Annotated in this window: 18 protein-coding genes and 1 pseudogene; 2 read left to right on the plus strand and 17 right to left on the minus strand. The window is 67.0% G+C overall.

Annotation, left to right across the window (positions count from 1 at the left end; genetic code table 11):
* Nucleotides 1-20: 20 nt before the first annotated feature.
* From ACESMY_RS14470 to ACESMY_RS14480, 3 genes and pseudogenes are all read right to left on the minus strand, one after another.
* Nucleotides 21-254: pseudogene (locus ACESMY_RS14470) on the minus strand (amidohydrolase family protein); the annotation flags it as partial.
* Between the two features lie 54 nt (nt 255-308).
* Nucleotides 309-713: a cupredoxin domain-containing protein gene (locus tag ACESMY_RS14475; RefSeq protein WP_372785310.1), complete on the minus strand. Its 405-nt coding sequence runs from the start codon at nt 711-713 to the stop codon at nt 309-311.
* Nucleotides 682-1203 (minus strand): DUF4142 domain-containing protein, encoded by a 522-nt coding sequence (locus ACESMY_RS14480; RefSeq protein WP_372785311.1) that lies wholly within the window; start codon nt 1201-1203, stop codon nt 682-684. Before ACESMY_RS14480 ends, ACESMY_RS14475 begins: the two co-directional genes overlap by 32 nt.
* Nucleotides 1204-1331: 128 nt before the next feature.
* Here ACESMY_RS14480 and ACESMY_RS14485 point away from each other — a divergent pair, with 128 nt between their 5' ends.
* A complete protein-coding gene (locus tag ACESMY_RS14485; RefSeq protein ID WP_372785312.1) occupies nt 1332-2021 on the plus strand; it encodes an RNA polymerase sigma factor in 690 nt (229 codons plus the stop codon).
* 50 nt (nt 2022-2071) lie between these two features.
* Here ACESMY_RS14485 and ACESMY_RS14490 read toward each other — a convergent pair whose 3' ends face one another.
* The 14 genes from ACESMY_RS14490 to ACESMY_RS14555 form a co-directional block, all read right to left on the minus strand.
* The gene (locus ACESMY_RS14490) at nt 2072-2521 is read right to left on the minus strand and encodes a MarR family winged helix-turn-helix transcriptional regulator (RefSeq protein WP_372785313.1); all 450 of its coding nucleotides are present in this window, start codon (nt 2519-2521) and stop codon (nt 2072-2074) included.
* Between the two features lie 95 nt (nt 2522-2616).
* Nucleotides 2617-3216 carry a PRC-barrel domain-containing protein gene (locus tag ACESMY_RS14495; protein ID WP_372785314.1) on the minus strand — a complete coding sequence of 200 codons (600 nt, stop codon included), beginning with the start codon at nt 3214-3216 and terminating at the stop codon, nt 2617-2619.
* A gap of 99 nt (nt 3217-3315) precedes the next feature.
* A complete protein-coding gene (locus tag ACESMY_RS14500) occupies nt 3316-3816 on the minus strand; it encodes a GreA/GreB family elongation factor (protein WP_372785315.1) in 501 nt (166 codons plus the stop codon).
* 270 nt (nt 3817-4086) lie between these two features.
* On the minus strand, nt 4087-4632 hold the full coding sequence (locus tag ACESMY_RS14505; protein ID WP_372785316.1) for a hypothetical protein: 546 nt from the start codon (nt 4630-4632) through the stop codon (nt 4087-4089).
* A gap of 297 nt (nt 4633-4929) precedes the next feature.
* The gene (locus ACESMY_RS14510; RefSeq protein WP_372785317.1) at nt 4930-5505 is read right to left on the minus strand and encodes a bacterioferritin; all 576 of its coding nucleotides are present in this window, start codon (nt 5503-5505) and stop codon (nt 4930-4932) included.
* 130 nt (nt 5506-5635) lie between these two features.
* The gene (locus tag ACESMY_RS14515) at nt 5636-6577 is read right to left on the minus strand and encodes a class I fructose-bisphosphate aldolase (RefSeq protein ID WP_372785318.1); all 942 of its coding nucleotides are present in this window, start codon (nt 6575-6577) and stop codon (nt 5636-5638) included.
* Nucleotides 6574-7314 (minus strand): ribulose-phosphate 3-epimerase, encoded by a 741-nt coding sequence (gene rpe / locus ACESMY_RS14520; protein WP_372785319.1) that lies wholly within the window; start codon nt 7312-7314, stop codon nt 6574-6576. The genes ACESMY_RS14515 and rpe overlap by 4 nt, the downstream gene beginning before the upstream one ends.
* A complete protein-coding gene (locus ACESMY_RS14525; protein WP_372785320.1) occupies nt 7292-8146 on the minus strand; it encodes an HAD family hydrolase in 855 nt (284 codons plus the stop codon). Before ACESMY_RS14525 ends, rpe begins: the two co-directional genes overlap by 23 nt.
* Complete coding sequence (gene zwf, locus ACESMY_RS14530; RefSeq protein ID WP_372785321.1) at nt 8143-9678, minus strand: glucose-6-phosphate dehydrogenase; 1536 nt, start codon at nt 9676-9678, stop codon at nt 8143-8145. The genes ACESMY_RS14525 and zwf overlap by 4 nt, the downstream gene beginning before the upstream one ends.
* Complete coding sequence (gene gnd, locus ACESMY_RS14535) at nt 9675-10658, minus strand: phosphogluconate dehydrogenase (NAD(+)-dependent, decarboxylating) (RefSeq protein ID WP_372785322.1); 984 nt, start codon at nt 10656-10658, stop codon at nt 9675-9677. The genes zwf and gnd overlap by 4 nt, the downstream gene beginning before the upstream one ends.
* A 17-nt stretch (nt 10659-10675) precedes the next feature.
* Nucleotides 10676-13528, minus strand: a complete 2853-nt coding sequence (locus ACESMY_RS14540) for a bifunctional transaldolase/phosoglucose isomerase (RefSeq protein WP_372785323.1) — start codon at nt 13526-13528, stop codon at nt 10676-10678.
* Nucleotides 13525-15672 (minus strand): transketolase, encoded by a 2148-nt coding sequence (gene tkt / locus ACESMY_RS14545; protein ID WP_372785324.1) that lies wholly within the window; start codon nt 15670-15672, stop codon nt 13525-13527. The genes ACESMY_RS14540 and tkt overlap by 4 nt, the downstream gene beginning before the upstream one ends.
* Before the next feature lie 412 nt (nt 15673-16084).
* Complete coding sequence (locus ACESMY_RS14550; RefSeq protein ID WP_372785325.1) at nt 16085-17698, minus strand: mercuric reductase; 1614 nt, start codon at nt 17696-17698, stop codon at nt 16085-16087.
* Complete coding sequence (locus ACESMY_RS14555; RefSeq protein ID WP_372785326.1) at nt 17631-18953, minus strand: glucoamylase family protein; 1323 nt, start codon at nt 18951-18953, stop codon at nt 17631-17633. The genes ACESMY_RS14550 and ACESMY_RS14555 overlap by 68 nt, the downstream gene beginning before the upstream one ends.
* A gap of 337 nt (nt 18954-19290) precedes the next feature.
* Between ACESMY_RS14555 and ACESMY_RS14560 the strand changes: the two genes are divergently transcribed.
* Entirely contained in the window at nt 19291-20934 is a 1644-nt protein-coding gene (locus tag ACESMY_RS14560) for an alpha-D-glucose phosphate-specific phosphoglucomutase (RefSeq protein ID WP_372785327.1), read from the plus strand.
* The last annotated feature ends 73 nt before the right edge of the window (nt 20935-21007 follow it).

A 21007-nucleotide genomic window follows, 5' to 3' on the forward strand; every position in this document is an offset into this window, starting at 1 on the left:
CAGCCTGGGCCCCAAACCAATCACTTCCCGGTCTTTTCGGCTTGCGCCGATGACCAAAACGCATGCTGCAGCGCTGCCTCGCTGAACCAACGTCCGCGAAGCATCACGCCGTCCTGACGGAATGCGTTGGCCACGTCCTCTAAGGGATTCGCTTCCAACAACACGAGATCGGCGGCATAGCGCGGCAAAATGGCTCCGGTGCTCCGCTGCCGGCCCAGGAAACGCGCCGGGGTTGCTGTCGCGGCGGATTTGGACCTGTTGGCGGGCCACGACGACTCCCGGTTCCCCCTTGGTTTCCTAGGTCCCGATCATTTCGCAACCACCAGGCGGCCCATCATGCCCGGGTGATAGCGGCAGTAGAAGGCGAAGGCGCCGGCCTTTTTCAGCGTCAGGCGAACGTGCGTCTTGGGCTTCAGCTCAAGGTCAAAGCTCTTGTCCTTGGCGGTGGCCGAGTGGACGAAGATGTCGTTGTTGACCCACTCTATGGTGTCGCCGACCCGCAGCCCCGCAGGGACGGGCCCGAAGGCCATCTGCTGAAGGGTGATCGTAGAGACCTTGGGCGCCGCGGACGCCGGGGCGGCGACAAACGCCGCCCCGGCCAGCGCGAGCAGCAGACGGCGGGGGATCGCCGCAGACTCTCGGAAGGGAGTCGGGTCCGCAGCAGACTCGCGCTGAAGGCGCCTAGTGATGGCTGGCCGCCAGGTGTTCGGCATGCAGCTGATGGTCGGTGAAGAGCTTCAGTCCGGTCTTCAGCAGACTCTTCAATTCGGCGTTCTGGGCATTGGGGATCAGGGTTGCCGAGAGCGCTCCATTGACCGTCTTGTGGTAGGCGACTTCGTTGGCGAGATAGGCCTTGTCGAAGGCGCCGCCCTTCAACGCCGCAAGGGTCTCGAGCTCGGCCGCCGCGCCCTTGTTCAGCGCCTGGCTGGTGGGATTGTCCTGCGGGGTCACGCCCAGCTTTTTCTCCAGCGCCAGCGCCTGGTCGTTGACGGCGGTGTGGTCGCGGACCATTTCCTGGGCGAAGCCGCGTACCGCCTTGTCATGCGACTTGGCGAGCGCCTGTTTGCCCGCGGCCACGTCGATGACGCCGGCGGTATAGGCAATGTGGGCGATCTGGGCGTCGTTGATACTGGGCGCTTGCGCCTGGACGGCAAGCGGCGCCGCCAGCGCGAGTGCGGCGGTGATTGCTAGGGCTTTCAACATGGTCGTCTTCTCCGGTTAGGTTGGGCGGGCTTGGACGCGGTCTGCAGATTGGATAGCCGGGCGGCGCGAAGGTTCCCGGGAACCTTCGCGGTCCCTCGGCGTCCAACAGGTGTAACCAGGGACTCGCCATGGCTGTCGCCCGCGCATTCGATTACGCCCGCCTGGCCGAAGCCGAGCTGGTCGGCTTCGCCCGCACCGGCGACCACGGTGCGTTCCGCGTCATCATGCAGCGCTGTAACCAGCGCCTGTTCCGCGTCGCGCGCGCCATCATGCGTGATGAGGCCGAGGCTGAGGACGTGCTGCAGGAGGCCTACGCGCGGGCTTTCGCCGCGATCGCGACCTTCCGGGGCGAGGCGGGCATCGCCACCTGGCTGACCCGCATCGTGCTCAACGAGGCACACGCGCGCTTGCGCCGCCGCCGACCCATCGTCGAGCTCGACGAGGTGGAGACGGCTCAGGAGACCGCGCAGCTGTTGAATTTCCCCGGCGTGGCCAAAAGCAGCGATCCGGAGGCCGACGCCGCCCGCGCCCAGATCCGCCGCATCCTGGAGCGTGCGGTCGACGACTTGCCCGAGGCCTTTCGCCTGGTGTTCATCCTGCGCGAGGTCGAGGAGCTGTCGGTCGAGGAAACCGCCGTCCACCTGGGCCTCAAGCCCCAGACCGTGAAGACTCGTCTGCACCGCGCGCGCCGTCGGCTGCGCGAAGCGCTCGACGACCAACTCGCCGACGTAATGGTGGGGGCGTATCCCTTCCTCGGCGCTCGTTGCGCGCGGATCACCGAGGCGGTGCTCGCCCGGATGTCGGGCGAGCCGGCGTAGGGCGACGCCCGGGCGGTGCGGTTCGACGCGGCTCGGCGCGTCGGACGCCATCAGCCGCCGCTGAGCTTGTCCATCTGACCAAGCAGGCCCGCAAAAGCAGGCGCGATCATCCGCAGTTCTCGCAGATTGCTTACGGAAAGGTCCGCCAAGACCTTCTCGCCGCGCCGCGTTAGGGTCACCAGGACCTTGCGGCGATCCTCGACGTCCACGCTCCGGCGGGTGAAGCCAGCCTTCTCCAGGCGCCCCACCAGCTCGACCGTGCTGTGATGCTTGATGAGCAGTTCCGCAGCCAGGTCGCCGATCGACATGGGCCTGGTCGCCGTGCGAGCCTTGATGGCCAGCAGGGCCTGATGCTGCTGCGACGTGAGGCCGACGGAGCGGGCGTTGGCCTCGGCAAACGCCAGGTAGCGCCGCACGCCGTACCGGAACGAAGCCAAGGTGTCGTAGTCTCCGGGTGTCAGCAGGGCTTTTCCCGGCGCGGACGGTTTGGCGGACGTCATCAGGTCTTCAGGCCCTCGCTCGACCGACGGCGGAACAGATTGCCGAACGGCCTGACCAAGAATCGCGCTGTCGCAGCATTATATCGTAGCCCGATTCAACGACCATGGTGTTCCGGATGGGTCGATCTCGCCCGCGCGACGCTTCGGTTCGACGCGGCATCGGTGGGGTCCCCGGCCCGCGAGGTGATCGGTAGGTCGAGGTCCGGCCGGTCGTGGGCCTCATCGAAGGGTGACCCGTAGCCCGCGCCGCACCACTCCAGATCGGTGCGCTGCAAGCTGGGCGTGGCCGCGACCTCATCGCGGGCAAAGGGCAGCGTATAGCCCCTGAGCTCCGGGGCGTAGGTGAAGAGCCTCCAGGGCAGGGGGTGGAAACGCCGCCCGAACCCCAGAAATCCACCGACTTCAAGCAACACATGGGCGACTTGTCCGCTGGCCTTATCGATCGAGAGGTCGAAGACGCGTCCCAACCGATCGCCGGTCTTGTCGAAGACGGGCGTATCGCCGACCCGACCCGCCGTGACCAACAGGTGCCCGGGGTGCTCCGCGGCGAGAAATTCCGCCGACGGGTTCGGCTCGCGTGAGACCGGCGCCCGGTACCAGGAACTCTCCGCCGAGCGATGCCAGCGCCGATCGGCCTCCACAAAGTCGCGGCCCGACATGCCGTTGGATGCGAGCCATTCCGCAATGTTCTTCATCACAGCCTCCTATATCTTCTACATAGTATCGTAGTACGATATAACTAGAGGCGGCAAGCCGAATTTCTGGCCACACGTTCCGGCGAAATCGAGATTCTGTCAGCGCGCGGAGAGCAGTTCGGCGATCAACCGCCGCCGTGCTGCAAGGCGTTCACCCGCGACGCGATCCTGCGCATCGGGGTCGGCGGCGACCCGGTCCACGCGCAGCATCCGCAGGCCCTCGTGCGGCGAGACCCAGGGGAACCGATCGCCGACCTTCAGGCCGATCAGCGCCGCGCCGACCGAGCTTGCGACGGACACCCCCCGGCGGCTGCGTCTCCCGGGGCTGACGAGTTGCACCGTCCGATGCAGCGGGTCGGTCAGATCGGTATAGCCGACCGTGGAGTTCAGGTGGATCAAGCCTTGCGGGGCCTGGCCGGTGGGAAGGATTACAGCGCGCTCAAGCTCGCGCCAGAGCAGCTCGATCCCCGCCGTCGCGGAGGTGGAACCGCAGACGATATCGGCGAGAATATCGTAGTCTTCCTCAAGGATGTGGATCGGCGGCAGCGCAAAACCCTCACGTCGAAGTCCGAAACCGTTGCCAAATTCGTCAATCTTCATTGCAATAGCTCTGACTAACCGGCTCCACGAAAAACATTCGCAGCTAGCCTCTGGGTTGACGGTTCCCCCGCCCACTTCCTACTGAATGCAGTTTGCTTTCTATCCTTGCCTCTTGCGACGGCCTGTACTTTCCTGCTGCGTATTGAATCTATGTATTCGTTGGGGGGTTTCAAGCCCAGAAGACGTCGTCTGACGAATTGTTTACACGACGCCGGGTATGCCGGCGCGAGGTCGCCCGGAGCGCGGCGCGGGCTGGGCCGGCAGCTCGGCCTAGCGGCCGCGGAAATCCAACCCGAGCATTGGCGACATCGGCTGGCCACCCGGCGCGAAGTCGTGAGCATGTTGTTCCTCATCCCGACGCTGCGTGATGGCGTCGATCCGAGCGCTCAGCGCTCCGAGTTGTTCGGCGTAGGGATGCTGGGCCCCCATGGCCCCGTGACGCCCGACTTCGGCGATCAGCTGTAGAAACCTCGGGTGTTCGACCGAACCTGTCGCGGGCGGATGGTCGAGCAGCGGAGTCAGCTCCTGCAGCACCTCTGGAAAATGCCGGGCTTCCGACCTGTCAGGGTTCCTCTCTGCTGTCGGCGCGGCGGGCGACGGATTCGACGATGACGCCTGGCCGGTCACGAGTTGCGATGATGACGCCGCCTGGCGAGCGCAGAGGTCGGAGCGCCGCGCGGGGCGGACCATGGCTGGCGGATCACTGGCGGGAAAACTCTCGGCGAGCGCCTCATCAAGCGCGTCTTCCCGATGTTGAATATCCTCTCGGCTCGCCTCGGGACAGGCGGCGACCACCGGCTCGTGAGCTTCGACCATTCTTTGTCCTTTCTGGCCCGGGAATGAGCAACCAGGCCCTGAGCGCATTGCACCGAATGCGGACGGCCGTGCGGATCGCGCGCGGCTACCCTTAAACATCGGCTTACGATATATATGGGGCGAGTAGGCGGAAGGCCAATGGAGTTCGCGACATGACGGCGCGATCCGGTGACGATCGCACCGCAAACGCGGGTGGACGCGTGATGAGCGCCGCAGGCCGTACATCGGATCGATGTTCCGGCCCTCGGACGACGCAAAGGACGGGAGACCCGAAGGCGATGGGCGGCGTGCCTTTTTTTAAGTGGCCGGCAGCATGGGCCTGCCTTGGTGAGCCACCAGGAGGTCGTGCATGTCGCTCGCGTGCTCTTCTTCGACGCGCAGGATGCCTTCCAGCATCACCCGCGTCGCCGGATCGTCATCCCCGAAGAAGCGGATCAATTCCCGATAGTGATCGACGGCGATCCGTTCGGCGATCAGATTCTCCCGGATCATGCCGACCAGATTTTCCGCTTCTGTGTATTGCGAGGCAGAGCGCTGGCTCAGGCCATCGGGGTTGAAGTTCGGAACGCCGCCAAGTTGGCTTATCCGCTCGGCCACGGCCAAGGCGTGGTCGTGTTCCTCCTTGGCATGCTGCTTGAATTCCGCCTTGACGCCCTCGCTTGAGATGCCCGCAGCTGCGACCGTGTGCATCGTGTAGCGCAGGACACAGACGATTTCGGTCGCAAGAACCGTCTGGAGGATGTCGATCGTTCGCTCGACATCACCGACGTAGCTCGAGGCGATGGCCCCCGCCTCAAGATGCTCGCGGGCCCGGGCGCGCAGGGTCTGGATGTCTGACAGAAACGGCGTCGCCGTGGTTGGTCTTTTGGTCATGTGGCCTCCAGGATATTCGTGCCGTAGGCGGTTGGCCGATCCAGCTGCCCCGCACGGGGGAAATGTCGCCGCGGCCGAAGTGGACGCGACGTTCGCGCGCCGTCCGGCTCGGTGGCCTGTCGGTCCATGCTCAAGGCTTTCGAACTCTAGGCTTCGGCGCCGCATAGATGTCCATGACGTCGCCAAGCATTCGGAGCGCGTCAGCTTTCGGGCGCTGGAACGAGTTGCGGCCGATGATCGAGCCAAACCCGCCGCCGGCATGGATGGCACGGATTTCGTCGAGCAACTTCTCGTCGTCGAAGATCGCGGCGCCGCCGGAGAAGATGACGATACGGCGGCCCGCGAAGGCGCAATCCACGATATGGCGGACGCGCTCGGTCGCGGTGGCGATGGGAATGTTCTGCGCCTCGAAGACCTTGCGCGCCGCCTCTTGCTCGAGATGGGCGGTCGGCAGCTTCACCTTGATGATGTGCGCGCCGAGTTGCGCGGCGATCTGGACGGCGTACCCGACCACGTCGATGGCGGACTCGCCGTCCTTGCTCAGGCTGGAGCCCCGAGGATAGGACCAGACGACGACCGCCAAGCCTTGGCGCTTCGCCTCCTCGGCGCAGGCGCGGAACTGCTCGTACATCGCCAATTCGTGAGCCGATCCAGGATAGATCGTGAAGCCGACCGCGCAGCAGCCCAGGCGCAGCGCGTCGTCCACGCTCGCAACCAGGGCCTGGTTTGGATCGGCCTCGTCACGCAGGACGTCGCTGTCGTTCACCTTAAGGATAAGCGGTATCTCGCCGGCGAAATCGCGGGCGCCCGCCTCCAGGAAGCCCAGTGGCGCCGCGTAGGCGTTGCAGCCGGCTTCGATCGCCAGGTTGAAATGGTAGTGCGGATTGTAGGCTGGCGGGTTGAGCGCGAACGACCGCGCCGGCCCATGCTCGAAGCCTTGGTCGACCGGCAGGATCACCAGTTTCCCGGTGCCGCCCAACCGGCCGTGGTTCAACAGCCGCGCGAGGTTGGTGAGCGTTCCTGGGCTCTCCGCGCCATACCAGCTCAGGATCTCCCGGACCCGCGGTGTCATGGTCGATCTCCTCTTACCTGTGCGGTTGCGCGCCCCGCGGTGGTCGTCGCGGCCGCCTGTCGGATCGAGCCGATCGCCGAGGCATAGTCCCCGGCGCCGAAGATGGACGAGCCGGCCACGATGGCGTCCGCGCCGGCGGCCGCGACCTGGCTCACCGTTGAGGCGTTCTGACCTCCATCGACCGCGATCACCGGGTCGAGACCGCGCGCCTCGCACAGCGCGCGGAGTTGGCGGATTTTCGGCAGCATCTCCGGCAGGAAGGCCTGGCCTCCGAAGCCGGGGTTGACGGTCATCACCAGGACTACGTCGCAAAGATGCAGGACGTATTCGACGAAGTCCGGTGGCGTGGCGGGGTCCAGCACCGCGCCGGGCTTGCAGCCCAGCTCCCGGATCCGGCTCAGCACGCGGTGCAGGTGGAGGGTCGAGCCTGGTTCGGCCTGGACCAAGAGGTGATCGGCGCCCGCGTCGATGAAGGCCTGCAGGTAGCGCTCGGGCTCGACGATCATCAGATGCACGTTCAAGGGCTTGGGCGTGCACCGCCGGATCGCTTTCACGACGTCGGGGCCAAAGGTGATGTTCGGCACGAACCGTCCATCCATCACATCGATGTGGATCCAGTCCGCGCCGGCGGCGTCCACCGCTCGGACCTCTTCGCCGAGGCGGGTGAAATCGGCGGCCAGGATCGAAGGCGCGACGAGGATCGGCTGCGCCACGTCAGGCCTCCGTCCCGGCGCCATGGGCCTGGATCAGCTGTTCTACCGCGCTCGCGAAACCGTCTTCGGCATTGGAGCCGGTGACGGTGTCGGCCGCCGCCTTCACCTCGGCCGGCGCCTGACCCATGGCGATCGCGAACCCTGCCCGGGCGAACATCGCCATGTCGTTGAACATGTCGCCGATCACCGCGGTGCGGCGCAGATCGACGCCAATGCGCCGGCAGAGGGCCTCGACCCCATCGCCCTTGTTGGCGTTGGCGTGCGTCACGTCGAGATAGTAGGGATGCGACCGCTGGACCGTGGCCGTCTGGCCCAGCCGCGCGCGGGCTTCGGACTCGAGCTTGGCCAGCCGTGGAAGATCGTCGGAGACCCCCACGATCTTGTCGATGCGCGCGATGACGCTCTCGAAATCATCGACCGCCAGCGGCTCGAGCCCGCTGGCGCCGCGTTCGGCCGCCACGTGCGGCCCGCAGTCGTCGCGCAGGCGCCAATCCTCGTCCGTGAACACCCAGGGATCGACGCCCCGCGCCGCCAGTAGAGCCAGCATCTGCCGGGCCGCCTCCGGCGACAGGCGGCGAGCCTCCAGGAGGCTCATGTCCGGCGCGAGCAAGTTGCCCCCATTGAACGCGGCGAATGGCAGGCGCACGTTGAGGGCCGCCACCAGGGCGGACAGGCCCTGCGGCGGGCGGCTTGAGATCAAGGTGAAGCCGATGCCGACGTCGGCGAGACGCGCGACAGCGGCGGTCGCGCGCGGCGTCAGGCGTCGGTCGGGGCTGATCAAGGTGCCATCCACGTCACTGATCACCAGCGCGACATCGCGGCTCCGGGCCGGCCGTTTGGGGCGCGACGTGCTCATGGTCCGATCGAGCGCCAGGACCGGCCATCACGCGCCAGAAGCTCGTCGGCGGCGCTCGGGCCGACGGACCCGGCAGCGTAGCCGTGAACCTCGCCGGCCTCCCCCCAGGCGTCGAGAAAGGGCTGCACCGCGCGCCAGCCGAATTCGATCTCCTCGGCGCCCTTGAACAGCGTCTTGTCGCCGATCATGCAGTCGTAGATCAGGGTTTCGTAGCCGGTCGACGGCGCGGCGTCGAAATAGTCGGCGAAGTGAAAGTCCATCTGCACCGGCGCCGCGACCACGTCCGGCCCTGGCCGCTTGGCTTCGAATTGCAGCGAAATGCCTTCCCTGGGTTGGATTTGCAGGACGAGCGTGTTGGCCTCGGCGCCTATCCCTGCCGTGTGCTGAAACAACGCGCCGGGCGCCTGCTTGAACCGGATGGAGATCTCGGTGTCGCGCACGCGCATCGCCTTACCGGTCCGCAGATAGAAAGGAACTCCAGCCCAACGCCAATTGTCGATCGTCAGTTTCAGGGCGACATAGGTTTCGGTGCGGCTGCGGGCGGCCACGGCCGGCTCGCGCCGATAGTCGACCACGCCATGGTCGGCGACCTTGCCTGCGCGGTATTGGCCTCGCACCGAATTGGCCAGCGCCTCCCCGGGGGGCTGCAGGCGCACGGCGTCGACCACGCGGCTTCGCTCCGCGGCGATGGCGGCGGCGGCGAAGGAATTGGGGGGCTCCATGGCGGTCATGGCCAGGAGCTGGAAGAGGTGATTGGGGACCATGTCGCGCAGGGCGCCGGTCTTGTCATAGTAGGCGCCGCGCTGCTCCACGCCGATGGTCTCGGCGGCGGTGATCTGGATGTGGTCGATATGGAGGCGGTTCCACAGCGGCTCGAACACGCCGTTGGCGAACCGGGTGACCATGATGTTGCGGACCGTCTCCTTGCCGAGGAAATGGTCGATCCGGAAAATCTGTCGTTCGTCGAGATGCTTGAGAATCCGCCGGTTCAGGGCTTTGGCCGAGGCGAGATCCTCACCGAACGGCTTTTCGATCACGACCCGCCGAAAACCTCCCGCCTGGTCTTGGACAAGGCCCGCCTTCGAGAGGCGCTCGACGATGCCGGCGAAGAAGCGGGGCGCGACCGCCAGATAGAACAGCACGTTCAGGGGGCCCGTCCCAGCCAGGGCCGCAATCCCCACCGCCAGCTGCTGAAAGCTCTGATCGTCCTCGAAATCGGCGACTTGATAGTGAAATCGCGCACTCAGCGCCTTCCACGCGGCCGCATCGCCTTCGCGCCGCCCAACCTGGCGATCCTTGCTGGCCGCGACGGTTTGGATGAACTGGCCGGCGGCCTCGCGAAAGCTGGCGTCGTCGCCATCGTTGTGATCGACGCCGAGCACCTTGAAGCCATCGGCCAACAGGCTAGCCTGGGCGAGGTTTAGCAACGCCGGAATGAGCAGCCGTTTGGCCAGGTCGCCCGCGGCGCCGAAGATGACCAGCACGCAGTCCGGCGCCGGCGACGCCGGGGAGGCGTCCGCCGCCGCCCTCATTTCTCCCCCGCCTGTTCCACGTGGCCGCCGAAGCCGTAGCGCATGGCCGACAGCAGCTTCTCGCCGAAGGTGTGGGCCTCACGCGATCGGAAACGGGCGAAAAGGGCGGCGGCCAGCACATTGGCCGGAACCGCCTCTTCGATGGCTGCGTCGAGGGTCCAGCGGCCCTCGCCGCTGTCGTCCACCGCGCCGGTATAGCTTTCCAGCCGGGAGTCGCCGGCCAGGGCCTGGGCGGTGAGGTCGAGAAGCCAGGACGAGATCACACTGCCGCGCCGCCAGACCTCGGCGATGTCCGGCAGGTTGAGATCGAAGCGCTGGTCCTGCGGCAAGGCATCAGACGCCTTGTTCTGAAGGATATCGAAGCCCTCGGCGAAGGCCTGCATCAGCCCGTACTCGATTCCGTTGTGGACCATCTTCACGAAGTGGCCGGCGCCCACTGGCCCGGCATGCATATAGCCCTGGACGACGCGCGGATCGGAGCCCTCCGGCCGGTGCGTCAGCGGTATGGTCCCGACGCCGGGCGCCAGTGTCCTGAAGAGCGGGTCGAGGCGCTCGACGACGGCGTGCTCGCCGCCGATCATCATGCAGTAGCCGCGCTCAAGCCCCCAGACGCCGCCGGAGGTGCCCACGTCGACGTACGCGATGTCCCGAGCCTTCAGGACCTTGGCCCGGCGGATGTCGTCCCGGTAGAAGGTGTTGCCGCCGTCGATCACCGTATCGCCGGCCTGCAGCACGTCGCCCAGAGCGGTGACGGTGTCGTCCGTGGGCGGACCCGCGGGAAGCATCACCCAGACCGCGCGTGGCGCCGCGAGTTGGCGCGCGAGCGCAGCAAGATCGGCCGCCCCGGTCGCCCCGGCCTTGACCAGTTCGGCGACGGCCTTGGGATCGCGATCATAGACGACGCAATGATGCCCATCCTGCATCAGACGGCGGACAATGTTGGCGCCCATACGGCCAAGTCCGATGATGCCCAGTTGCATGCGCTGATCCTCGCCTTTCACGCCAACGACCGATCGAGCGCCTCGGCCAGGCGCTTGAGGCCGCCTTGCACATCGCGGCCAAGGTCGAGCCGCAACAGGCGCCGGCCGCGTTCGGCCAGGACATCGAAATCGCCCCGAGCCTGGGCGGCCTCGACCACGCCGAAACTGTAGCTGTGGCCCGGCACGGAAAGGTCGGCGGCCGGCTCGGCGGTGATCTGCAGGAAGACCCCGGAATTGGGTCCGCCCTTGTAGGCCTGGCCGGTGGAATGCTGAAACCGCGGTCCAAATCCCAACACCGTGGCGACCTTCTTGCGATCGCGCAGCGTCTTGCGGACCTGCTGCAGCGCAGAGATGTGCGCCGGGCTTCGATCCAGATAGGCCAGCAGGCCGATATAGTCGCCCTTGTGGGCGCGTTCGAAGTGGGCGCCGAGGAAGGCGTCCAGCGACCGGGCGCCGGCCGCCTGTTGCAGGGCGTCGGCGTTGCGCGGGTCGGCGTAGAGGGCGAGGCCGTCGCTGCGCAGGATCGGTTCTTCTGGCGGAAGGTGGCCTGTGGCCTCATAGCCCTCGGTGAGGGCTTTGGTCTTGAGCTTGCTGGCCTCCACGTCCGGCTGGTCGAACGGATTGAGCCCGATCACGGCGCCGGCCACCGCCGTGGCGATCTCCCAACGGAAGAACTCCTGGCCCAGGGTGTCGCGGTTGGACAGGGTGATGCGGATCACCGGATGGCCGAAGTCTTCGAATTCGCGGACGCTCGCGTCGATGTCCGATGCAGCGTCTTCTTGAAGGTGCAGGTAGACGAACAGGCGATCGCCGCCGTAGGCGCCCGGTGCGCCAAGCGGTTCGGCGTCCACCGGGATCAGGCCCTTGCCGCGCTTGCCCGTCGACTCGGCGATTAGCTGTTCGAGCCAGGCGCCGAGGTCGGCTATGCCTTTGGAAGCCACGATGGACAGCTTGTCGCGCCCGGCCTTCGCCGCGGCCCCCAGGACCAGGCCCAGCAGGATCCCCGGATTGGCGGCAGGCGGGACGCTGGGTCCGCAGCTGCGCGCCATCAGCTCGCTCGCGCCGATGAACGCCGCCACATCGATCCCGATGACCGCAGCTGGAACCATGCCGAAGTTGGAGAGCGCCGAATAGCGGCCGCCGATCTGAGGCTCGCCGTGGAACACCCGGCGAAAGCACTCCCGTTGCGCGGTCTCTTCCAGTTTCGAGCCGGGATCGGTGACCGCGATGAAGTGACGTGCCGCGTCGGCGGCGCCCAGTTTTCGCGCGGTCAGGTCGAAGAAGTACCGATGCAGGATGTCGGGCTCCAAGGTGGAGCCCGACTTGCTGGAGACGATGAACAGCGTCGCGGCAGGGTCGATCTGTGCTTCGATCCGGCGAATCTGGGCCGGGTCGGTGGAGTCCAGGACGAGGAGTTCGGGCATACCCGGCCGCGCCCCGAACGTCTGCGCCAGCACCTCCGGCGCGAGGCTCGAGCCACCCATGCCCAGCAGGACGGCGTGGGCGAAGCCGTCGGCCTTCACCTCGGTCTGGAATGCGGTCAGGGCGGCGAGGTCGATCGCCTGGCCGCGGCCCGCCTGCAGCCAGCCCAGCCAGCTGGCCTCGTCCTTGCCGGTCCACAGAGCGGCGTCGCCGGCCCAGATCCGCCGCGACCAGCCCTCGGCGCGGGCGCGCTCCAGGGCTTCGTCGAAGGCCGGCTGCAAGTCCGCCGGCAAGGTGATGGATTGCCGGTTCAACCGTTCGCCAAGCATCCGGACGCGCTTGTCGGCGACCGCGGCCAACAGCTTGTCGAAGGCCTGCGCGAACTGGGTCACGCCGTCTGCCACCAGGCGATCGCACACGCCGTTGAGGTCGAGGTCCAGGGTATCGGCGCCGCCCAGCACGTGCCCCGCCGCGGACAGGGAAGACGTCAAGCTCGGCGAGATCCGGCCATGGTCGCGGAACGCTTCCAGAGTCTTGACCGGCATGGTGTTGATGGTGTCCGGGCCGATCAGCCCTTCGACGTAGAGAACGTCGGAATAAGTGGGGTCCTTGGCCCCGGTGGAGGCCCACAGCAACCGCTGCGGGCGCGCGCCCGCAGCCGCCAGCCTCTTCCATCGACGGCTGGCGACCCGGTCCTGGTAGTCCAGATAGGCAAGCTTGGCGTTGGCGATGGCGACCTTGCCGCGAAGCGCCTTAAGCTCATCGGCGTGCGTCCCGGCCCCCGTCGCGAGCCGGCGGTCGATCGCCTTGTCGATCTGGGTGTCGATGCGGCTGACGAAGATGCTCGCTACGCCATGGACCTTGGAGACGTCGCCGCCGGCGGCCCTGAACGTCTCCAATCCCGCGATGTGAGCCTCGGCTACCGCCCGATAGGCGGCCAGGCCGAACAGCAGGGTCACATTGATGTTGATGCCTTCGCCGACCAGCCGGCGAATGGCCGGGACACCGGCGTTCGTGCCCGGGACCTTGATCATCACATTGGGCCGGTCCACCGCGCGCCAGAGCCGGCGCGCCTCGATGATCGTGGCCTCGGTGTCCATCGCCAGGTAGGGCGAGACCTCCAGGCTGACAAAGCCGTCCGCGCCGTTCAGCCGATCGTAGACGGGACGGAACAGGTCGGCGGCGGCCTGGATGTCGGCGATCGCCAGGGCCTCGTAGAGGTCCATCGCCTCCAGATCCTGCGTCGCCAGCACAGCCTTCAATCGGTCATCATAGTCGTCGCCGTCGCCGATGGCCTTTTCGAAGATTGAGGGATTGGAGGTCATGCCCTTCAGGCCGTCCTCGTCGATCAGTCGCTTCAGTTCGCCGCTCTCGATGAGTTTGCGGTGAAGATAGTCGAGCCAGACCGATTGACCGGCGTCGGCCAGCTGCAGCAGGGGATTGGTCATGGACGTTGCTCTCCGGCCTCGGGCTTTTCGATTGCAAGCTGCCGCCTGGCGGCGGCAAGCACCTGTTCGGACGTGAAGCCGAACCGGCGCTGCAGATCCTTGGCAGGCGCCGAAGACCCGAACCCGCGCATGGCGATCACTTCACCCGTCGAGCCGACATATCGATCCCAGCCCAGGGGCGCGGCCGCCTCGACCGCCACCCGCGCGGTCACCTGCGGCGGCAGCACGGCGTGGCGATAGGCCTCGCCCTGCGCCTCGAACAAATCCCAGGACGGCATGGAGACCACCCGGGCCCGCACGCCGTCGGCGATCAGTTGCTCGTAGGCGGCCACGCAGAGCGACACCTCGCTGCCGGTGGCCATCAGGATCAGCTGCGGCGCGCCATCGACGCTGTTGTCGGCCAGGACGTAGGCGCCGCGGGCGAGCCCGTTCGCCGGGGCGTACCGGGACCGGTCGAGGGTCGGCAGGGCCTGGCGCGACAGCACCAGGCAGGCCGGCTTGCCGTTTTGGGCCAGGATCGTGCGCCAGGCCTCGGCGGTCTCATTGGCGTCGCAAGGGCGAAGGGTGATCATGTCCGGTATGGCGCGCAGCGCGGCCAACTGCTCGACCGGTTGGTGCGTGGGGCCGTCCTGCCCCAGGCTGATGGAGTCGTGGCTGAACACGAACACCACGGGCAGCGCCATCAGGGCGGCGAGCCGTGTGGGCGGGCGCATATAGTCGCTGAAGATCAGGAAGGTGCCCGTGTAGAGGCGCAGGCCGGACAGCGCCAAGCCGTTGGCGACGGCGCCCATGGCGTGTTCGCGCACCCCGAAATGCAGGTTTCGGCCGCCGTAGCTTTCGGGTTGGAAATCTCCGGCCCCGTCGAATTCGAGGCGGGTCTTGGTGGACGGCGACAGGTCGGCCGACCCGCCGATCAGCCAGGGCACGCGTTGGGCGACGGCGTTGAGCACCTTGCCCGAGGCCTCGCGGCTGGCCATCCCCTTGGCGTCGGCCGGGAACGCTGGAATGTCCTTGTCCCAGCCCTGCGGAAGCGCGCCAAGACGCATCAACCGCAGCTCTTCAGCCAAGGCCGGCTCAGTCTCGCCGTAGCGGCGCAGGGTGGTCTCCCACGCCGCGCGGAGCCTGCGACCGCGCGCGCCGAGGGTGGTGTCAAAGCGTTCGCGCACACCCTCGGGAACCCGGAATTGGGCATCTTCCGGCCACCCGTAAGCCCGCTTGGTCAGCCTGACCTCGTCATCGCCCAGCGGGTCGCTGTGGATCTTGGAGGTGCCTTGCTTGTGCGGCGACCCGTAGCCGATGACGCTCTTCACCCGGATCAGGGTCGGCCGGTCGGACGTCGTGCGGAAGATCTCAACGGCGCGGGCGAAGGCGTCGCAGTCGTTGGCGTCCTCCACCTCGAGAGTCGCCCAGCCGTACCCCTGGAATCGGCGGACCACGTCCTCGCTGAACGCCAGATCCGTGTGGCCCTCGATGGTCACGGTGTTGTCGTCGTAGATCCAGCAGAGGTTGGAGAGCTTCAGGTGGCCGGCCAGCGAGGCCGCCTCGCCGCTGACGCCCTCCATCATGTCGCCGTCGCTGCAGAGCGCGTAAACCCGGTAGTCGAACAGCGTCAGGCCGGGGCGATTGAAGCGCCGGTCCAACCAGCGCTCGGCCATGGCCATCCCCACGCTGTCGGCGGCGCCCTGACCCAGCGGGCCAGTGGTGGTTTCCACGCCAGTGGTGACGCCGTATTCGGGGTGCCCGGGGCAGACGCTGTCGAGCTGGCGGAAATTCTCGATGTCCTCAAGACGAACGGCCGGCCGGCCGCGCGGATGGCCGTAACCGTCGACAGCCTCGACCCCCGCCAGGTGCAACAGAGCATAGAGCAGCAGGGAGGCGTGACCGGCCGAGAGCACGAACCGGTCGCGATTGGGCCAGGTCGGGTCCTTCGGATCGTAGTCGAGCAGGCGGGTCCAGAGCGTGTAGCCCACCGGCGCCATGCCCATGGGCGTACCCGGATGGCCCGACTGGGCCTTCTGCACCGCGTCGATTGTCAGCGTGCGAATGGTGTCGATGCCCAGTTGGTCGATGGCGGTCGCGCCGGACCGGGTTGCGCCGAGGGTGGCTTCCCGCTCCGCACCCTTTCGGCCGGCCTCGGCGCTCATCGCAAAGGCCTCTCGGAGGACCGACCCGGCGTCCGGACGCCATGGGCGTCCGCATCGAATCGGCGTTCCCGCCGACGGTCTTCGGTCTTCACGCTTCGGATCAGCTCGTCGCGCCTCATGGCGGCCTTCGTTCTGCATCCGGTCTGGCAGGGGTGCGCGGAAATCCGTGGCTCTACGCAGAAGGGACTATCGGGGACTGATCTGTGAACGCCGCAGATCGCGATAAGTTCTATCGCTACACGATATATATTCCGATGAACTCCGAAGGCGCGCCACAGCTGCGCCCGGCCGATGGGGAATCAGGACCTGCCGGACGTCGGCTCGGCAAGGAGGCCCAGGACGGCCGTCTCCGCAGCGATCGGCATTCGACCGAAACGCCCGGTCACAGCGCGACAGGAGTCAGCCGGCGATATCACCGGTTGATCCACCTGCGGATTACCGCGCCGATGAACGGCGACCGGCGTGAGCGCGCGTAGGCGTCCGCCGCCATCTTGATCGCATCGGCCTGCGTCGGGTAGGCGTGGATCACCCGCGCCATCGCGCCAAGATCGACGCCGGCGACCATCGCCAGGGTAATGCCGTTGATCATCTCGCCGGCATGGCGGGCGACCACCGTCGCGCCGAGGATCTTGCCGGTGCCTTCGCGCACGTGGATCTTCGCGAAGCCGTCTTCTTCCCCATCGACGATCGCCCGATCGACGGTATGCATCGGCACGGTGAAGGTCTTCACCGGAATGCCCCGCTCACGCGCCTGCCTGACATAGATACCGACGTGGGCGATTTCGGGATCGGTGTAGGTGCACCAGGGGATGGTCAGGGCGCTGAATCGCTTGCGGCCGAGGAGAAGCGCGTTGCGCACGACGATCCGGGCCGATGCGGCGGCGGTATTAGTGAACTTGTGCTCGAGACAGACATCGCCTGCGGCATAGATGCGCCGGTTGGTGGTGCGCAGGAAATCGTCGACCCGCACGCCGGCTTCCCTGTCGTAGGCGACGCCAGCGGCTTCCAGGTTCAAGCCATCGACGGTGGGCGAACGGCCGATGCCGGTCAGAATTCGATCGACCTCAAGGGTCGCCGTGACGCCATCGCTGATGGTGTCCACGTAGATCTTGCCGGCTTCGACGCGGACATTGACGGCCTGGGTGTTGAGGTGGATTCCGACCCCGTCCCGGGCCAGCGAATCCGACACCATCTGAGCGGCGTCGCGCTCCTCCTTCGGCAGGAACAGGGGTACCGCGTGCACGATGGTCGTCCGGACGCCGAAGCGGCTGAAGGCCTGGGCCATTTCACAGCCGATCGGTCCTCCGCCGATGACCAGCAGGCTAGCCGGAGGCTCCGTCAGATCGAAAACCGTCTCGTTGGTCAGATAGCCCGCGTCGGCGAGCCCCGGTATGGTCGGCAGCCTAGACCGCGATCCGGTCGCGATCATCGCCCTGTTGAACCGCAGTCGGACGCCGTCGACGTCGACCGCATCCCCGCTGACGAACCGCGCGGCGCCAAAGAACAGGTCTATTCCATCCGCCGAAAGCGACGCCGCGGACTCGGTCCGGCTCAGGCGCGCCCGAAGCCGCCGCATTCGCTCCATGGCCATCGGAAAATCGACCTTGATGTCGTCTGGCCGCTGGGCTCCGTACCGTTCGGCCTCGCGCATCTCGGCATAGACCCGCGACGTGCGGATCAGCGGCTTCGACGGCAGGCAGCCATAGTTCAGGAAGTTTCCCCCAAGCAGATCGCGTTCGACCAGCGCGACTTTGGCGCCGAGCGCGGCGGCGGCGCGGGCCGCGACCAGGCCGGCCATCCCGGCGCCGATGACCAGCAGATGGTAAGGGCCGCGCGGGTGCGGATTGCGCCAGGCCGAGGGCCGCACGTTGTGGCAGAGGTCCCGATCGTGAGCGCCTTCGTGCGGGTGGAAAAAGGCGGGATGCGGGTCCAGCGGCGTTACGACAGCGGTCATGCGGCTATAGCCAACCGCCGCGGAACCCGGCGCGGCGCAGGCCCCGGCGGAAGTGTGGGTTGCCGCGGCCAAGCCGCCACGGCAGGCCCGAGCGGTAGTTCTCGATCATCAGGACGATGATCCCCTGGTCGAGGCCGAATGCGCCGTCTGCGACCCAGTCGCCGGGTCGGTCTGCGCCGAGGCTCGCATTGAAGCCGCTGGCCCGCACGAGCGCGCCGGCGCACTGCGGGGCGCGTGCGACCATCGCACGCAAGGCGGGCAGGACGATTTCCGGCGCGAACGCCAGGGACGCGAGCGTGGCCGAGCCGGCGATCGTCCCGTCGTCGGGTCCGTAGGGAACGCCGCGCGCGGCATAGCCGTAGAACGCCTGGTGACGTCCGGCGATCATCCGCGGCGGGGCGCTCGGTCCGTCGCCGGCCGAGAGGCCCCAGCAGTCCGAAGTATAGCCGGCGAAACTGCCCGGATTGCGGGCCGCATACTCGCGCTGAACATAGGTGGCGCGGCGGCTATTCTCGAAATAATCGCAGTCCTTCTCGCGCATGAAGCGGTCGCGGATGCCACGGAAATCGATCCAGGCGTGCGAGAACTGGTGGATAAACAACGGGCCGGCGTACAGGAAGTCGCGCCCGTACAGGTTCTCCCACTGATAGGTCACGGTCCAGGCGTCGAAGCTCGCCTTGGTGAGCGGATGGGTCGGGGAGCCGAGACCCAAGACATAGAGCAGGATCGCCTCGCTGTAGCCTTCCCATCCATAGTGCAGGAAGCCGCTTTCGGGCTTCCAGCCTTGCATCAGGGTCGCGCCGTCGGCCTGCGCCCACCGCCAGTCGACCCTGCGGTAGAGCGTCTCGGCGAGCTCGCGCACCTCGCCTTCGGCCGGCGTCGGTGCGGTGAAGTAGTTCGCGGCGGTCAGGGCTCCGGCAATCAGCAGCGCGGTGTCGATCAACGACAGCTCGGAAAGCCAGGCGCGCGTGCCGGACCGCATGTCGAGGAAGTGATAATAGAAACCGCGATAGCCGGTGGCGTCAGGGGCGCCGGATTGATCGCTGTGCAGGAAGAAGCGCAAGATGAGGAGGGTGCGTTGGACCGCCTCGGCGCGCTCGATCCACCCGCGTTCGACCCCGACCGGATAGGCGGACAGCGCAAAGCCGACCGCGGCGATACTCGATGGCGCGTCGGGGCGCGTGGTGTCCGCGATCAAGCCGTTCTGCGGGTTCATCGTTAGCATGAAATAGTCGAAGGCGTCGCGCTGCAGCCGGTCGAGGAGTGCTCCGTCGGACGGATCTTCGGCCGGTCTCGCGGACGGCGGGCGGGGTCCACGGGCGCTCATCTGCGGGACTCAGACCTCACCCTGCTCGCCCGGCGCAGCTTGGCGGCGAGCGCCGGTGATCGAGGTGCAGTGCGTACGGATGGAGGGGCGGCGAAGCGGCATCGAAGTCGTGGCTCCCGACAGTCATTAGGTGATCGCTTCGACGAAAGGTTCCCCAACGCCTCGCGGGAAGCGGCGGCGGGCGTCGGCAGGCCAGGCTTTCGGAACGCGTGGTGGGACTCGCGTATTCTTGGAGTTCACGGCGCGCGTTCGGCGCTGGAGGTCAGGGACGGCTCGAGCGGGCCGTGCGCCCGGCTGGCCTTGAATCCCTTCCCCGCTCCTTGGAACGGCTTGCCCCATGGCCAGACCCGAAATCAGGACCGTTCCCACAACCCCGTTCGCCGACCAGCGGCCCGGCACCTCCGGGCTGCGCAAGAAGGTCTCGGAGTTCCTCCAGCCGAACTACCTGGAGAACTTCGTCCAGTGCATCTTCGACAGTATCGAGACGGGCCAGCGTCAGATCCTGGTGCTGGGGGGCGATGGCCGATTCCACAATCGCCAGGCCATACAGCCGATTCTGAAGCTCGCCGCGGCCAATGGCTTCGCCAAGGTTCTCGTCGGGCGCGGGGGCATCCTGTCCACGCCCGCCGCGTCCTGCATCATTCGCAAGACCGGGGCGTGCGGGGGAATCATCCTCTCCGCGAGCCACAACCCCGGCGGTCCGCACGGCGACTTCGGGGTGAAGTTTAATGTCGCCAACGGCGGGCCGGCCCCAGAGCCGGTCACCGAGGCGATCTATGAGCTTAGCCGTCACATCGCGCGCTACTACACGGTGGACGCGGCCGACGTGGATATCGATCATCTGGGAAGCCTCCAACTCGGCGCCACGACCGTCGAGGTCATTGATCCTGTCGAGGCCTACGCCGCCTTGATGGAGTCGTTGTTCGACTTCGATCGGATGTCGGATCTGCTGTCCGGCGGCCGGTTCAGGATGCGGTTCGACGCCATGCACGCGGTGACCGGGCCCTATGCGCACGAAATCCTTGAGAAGCGCCTGGGTGCGCCTGTGGGCACGGTTGTCAACGGGACACCGCTGGAGGACTTCGGCGGGCTGCACCCGGATCCGAATCTGGTCAACGCCCGGCAATTGATCGACGCGATGAACGCGCCGGACGGCCCTGACTTCGGCGCCGCCTCGGACGGCGACGGCGACCGCAACATGGTCCTGGGCCGCAACTTCTTTGTGACGCCCAGCGACAGCCTGGCGATTCTGGCTGCGAACGCCGAGGTGGCGCCCGGCTACGCCAAGGGCCTGGCCGGGATCGCCCGGTCCATGCCCACCAGCCGCGCGGCGGACCGTGTCGCCGCGGACCTCAACATCCCCTGCTATGAGACGCCGACCGGTTGGAAGTATTTCGGCAATCTGCTCGATGCGGGCCTGACCTCGCTCTGCGGGGAGGAAAGCTTCGGGGCCGGCTCGGACCATATCCGCGAAAAGGACGGTCTCTGGGCGGTGCTCTTCTGGTTGAATATTCTCGCCGCCCGGAAGGTAAGCGTCGAGGCGCTGGTGCGGGCGCACTGGGGGAAATTTGGCCGGCACTACTTCACGCGCCATGACTATGAGGGTTTGGACGTCTCCGTCGCTCAGGACCTCGTGGGCGCGCTAGAGCAGGCGGCTCCTGGCCTGGTCGGTCGCACCTTCGCCGGCATGGCTCTTACTCAGGGGGACGACTTCACCTACGTCGATCCCGTGGATCACAGCGTCGCGAAACACCAAGGCGTCCGGCTCGTGTTCTCCGATCGGGCGCGGATCGTCTACCGGTTGTCCGGCACGGGAACGCAAGGGGCCACCTTGCGGATCTACCTGGAACGCTTCGAGCGGGAGGTCGCGCAGCATGACCTGTCGCCTGAGCTCGCCTTCGGGGCATTGGCGGCGGCCGCCGAAGACATCGCGCAGGTCGAGTCGCGGACCGGGCGAACGCGCGCGTCGATCACGACCTAGACGATGTCAGGCCCTCAACAGCAGCCAACTTGCCTCAGCCGTGTATCAACGCCGGCTGGCCGCATGAAATGAC

This window comes from Phenylobacterium sp. (assembly GCF_041691455.1).
Lineage (GTDB): Bacteria > Pseudomonadota > Alphaproteobacteria > Caulobacterales > Caulobacteraceae > Phenylobacterium.